The organism is Flavobacterium collinsii, from assembly GCF_902804485.1.
GTDB lineage: Bacteria > Bacteroidota > Bacteroidia > Flavobacteriales > Flavobacteriaceae > Flavobacterium > Flavobacterium collinsii.
In genome coordinates, this window is sequence record NZ_CADCST010000041.1 from 1 (window position 1) to 458 (window position 458).

Annotated in this window: 1 pseudogene; it reads left to right on the top strand. The window is 36.5% G+C overall.

The window, feature by feature from the left end:
* Positions 1-458 (top strand): annotated as a pseudogene (locus FLA105534_RS00485) (hypothetical protein); the annotation flags it as partial.

Genomic DNA, 458 nt, shown 5'->3' on the forward strand with positions numbered 1-458 from the left:
ATATCCAGAATTGGAGTGGAATAAGCAATGATATGGCATTCTTCAGTGCATTGCTGAATTACCGTCATTCCTCACCTGTTTTATCACATGAAGATCATGTAAATGAATTTGATTCAGGGATTACAGTTCTGAGCAGTCATGAACGTACCAATTATCCTTTTACCTTAAGTGTAGATGATTATGGAGATGATTTTGGATTAAAGTCTCAGATTGATCAGAGTATTGGTTCTCAGAGGATAGTTGAGTATATGAAAGAGGCGCTTACGGAACTTCTGGAAGCAATAAAAAGCGAAGAATCAAGTGTAATGAGTCTGGTTATTTTACCAAAAGAAGAGCAGCACGAGTTATTGTATTCATTTAATGATACGGCAGTTGCTTATCCAAAAGATAAGACTGTAGTTGATTTGTTTGAAGAGCAAGTGAAGAAGACCCCTGATGCTATAGCTGTTGTTTATGAA